Origin of the sequence: Myxococcus sp. CA039A (genome assembly GCF_013336645.1) — a bacterium.
GTDB classification, from domain to species: Bacteria; Myxococcota; Myxococcia; order Myxococcales; family Myxococcaceae; genus Myxococcus; species Myxococcus llanfairpwllgwyngyllgogerychwyrndrobwllllantysiliogogogochensis.
Map to the genome: position 1 here is coordinate 1 of NZ_JABUMQ010000641.1, position 1,725 is coordinate 1,725.

Below are 1,725 nucleotides of genomic sequence, written 5' to 3' on the forward strand. Positions count from 1 at the left end.
CTCCCGCCCGAGTCTCGAAGAGCACACCTGCTCGCCGGGAGCCGGAGCCCGAGCAGCAGCCCTACTTCCCCGAGCCGGAGCCGCAGTACCCCCAGGAGCCGGAGCCCGAGCAGCAGCCCGAGCCCCAGCGAGCGTGGGTGCCCGAGGAGGACCCGGATACGACGTACTTCGGTGAGCCTGATCCTCGGGGCCAGTCCCAGGCTTCGGCGCGGCGAGGGGCGGCACCGGCCGCCAGCGCGGCGCCGCTGAACGAGCTGTTCTCCGACCTGGACCTTCCAGAGCGGGGGGACCAGGACGACGTTCCCCAGGAGGACCCGCTGGCCTCGCTGGGCGGCGGTGACGAAGAGGAGCGCAGGCCTCGGGAGGACACGCGTCACTTCGCCAAGAAGGCGGGTGTCACGCGGCGCAACTCTGGCTGGAAGTACGCCGTCTTCGCGCTGCTGCTCATCATCGTGCCGGTGGGAGCCGCCTACGTGTTGTCGGAGTCGCTGGGCGTCATGCCGCTGCGGGTGACGACGGTGGACGCCGAGGGCAACCGGGTGGAGCAGTCCGTCTTCACCGGTGCTGGCATGGGCGCGCTGCGCGACAAGCTGCTGGGCAAGACGCCCCCGCCAGCTCCGCCGCCTGCGACGAAGGTGACCCCCGAGTCGCCCCCGGCCGCAGTGCAGCCCGCCGAGCCCAAGGCCGCCGAGCCGACGGCCGGCACCGAGGGCGCCGCCGTGGCGGCTCCGTCCAAGGAGCAGGTCGCGGCGGTCTACAACGACACGGAGAAGAAGGACGTCGCTCCGGAGGTCCGCGAGGATGCGGACGTGGCCGCGGCGGACACCGAGGAAGTGGGCGGTCCGTCGGACGAGGAAGTGGAGCGCATCGTGGAGCAGACCCAGGTCGCGTTCCGCGACTGCGTGGACCAGGAGCTGCGCCGCAATCCGTCCTTCAAGGGCGGGAAGGTGACGCTCACCGCCACCGTGGGCACGTCGGGCGCGGTGAAGGCCGCCACGTTCAGCCGCAAGGACCTGAACGGCTCCTCGAACACGGTGGGCACCTGCATCCGGGACCGTGCCAAGCGCATGGTCTTCTCCAGCTTCTCGGGTGAGGACGTCGACCTGGAGATTCCGCTCGTCCTCTCCGGGCGGTAGTCCCGAACCAGGGCCCCGGGCCTCTTCCTCTCGTCGAGGGGAGGCCCCGGGACCTGGCGCGGCCGCCGAGCGTCCGCCTCAGAGGTCGAAGTCGCCCGCGGGCGGCTTCTTGCCCTGCATCGCCCGCTGACGCGCCAGGCGCACTTCCTCGCGCAGCGCCTCGGTGGCTTCCGCGTCCACCCGCATCGTCTCCAGGTCCAGCACGTCACCCTCGCGCACGCCCGAGGGGAGTGACGTGAGGGGCCGTGTCACCTCGCGCCCTTCGACGATGAGCACCGCGACGTCGTCCTCGATGCGGTCCAGCGTGGCCCGCGACACGCGTGTCTTCGTCATGGGTTGCAGTCCTGGGCGGGACGTCGTTCCTGGGCCGCCGCCTCGCGCGTCTTGTAGACGATGAGGTTCTCGGGGTGGATCTTCTTCGCCCCGTCGCAGTCCGGGAAGTGGAACAGCTGCCGCTTCCGGCTGGCGTGGTACGGGCCCTTGTACTTCTTCGAGCGGTCCGTGCGCCCCTCCGCCACGGGCGCGGGCGGCTCCGTCCGGGTCGTCTGGAGCGTGTCGATGGGCCGCAGGTCCTCGGGGGGAGGGGGCG

At 71.6% G+C, this 1,725-nt stretch carries 2 protein-coding genes and 1 pseudogene; 1 reads left to right on the forward strand and 2 read right to left on the reverse strand.

Annotated features, from left to right (window positions below):
- The coding region (locus HR086_RS46670) for an AgmX/PglI C-terminal domain-containing protein (RefSeq protein ID WP_174468892.1) at positions 1–1,136 on the forward strand (1,136 nt) is incomplete at its 5' end.
- Between the two features lie 78 nt (positions 1,137–1,214).
- Here HR086_RS46670 and HR086_RS46675 read toward each other — a convergent pair.
- Both HR086_RS46675 and HR086_RS46680 read right to left on the reverse strand, forming a co-directional pair.
- The gene (locus HR086_RS46675; RefSeq protein ID WP_174453059.1) at positions 1,215–1,469 is read right to left on the reverse strand and encodes a DUF3006 domain-containing protein; all 255 of its coding nucleotides are present in this window, start codon (positions 1,467–1,469) and stop codon (positions 1,215–1,217) included.
- Positions 1,466–1,725 (reverse strand): annotated as a pseudogene (locus HR086_RS46680) (MBL fold metallo-hydrolase); the annotation flags it as partial. The gene HR086_RS46675 and the pseudogene HR086_RS46680, both read right to left, overlap by 4 nt.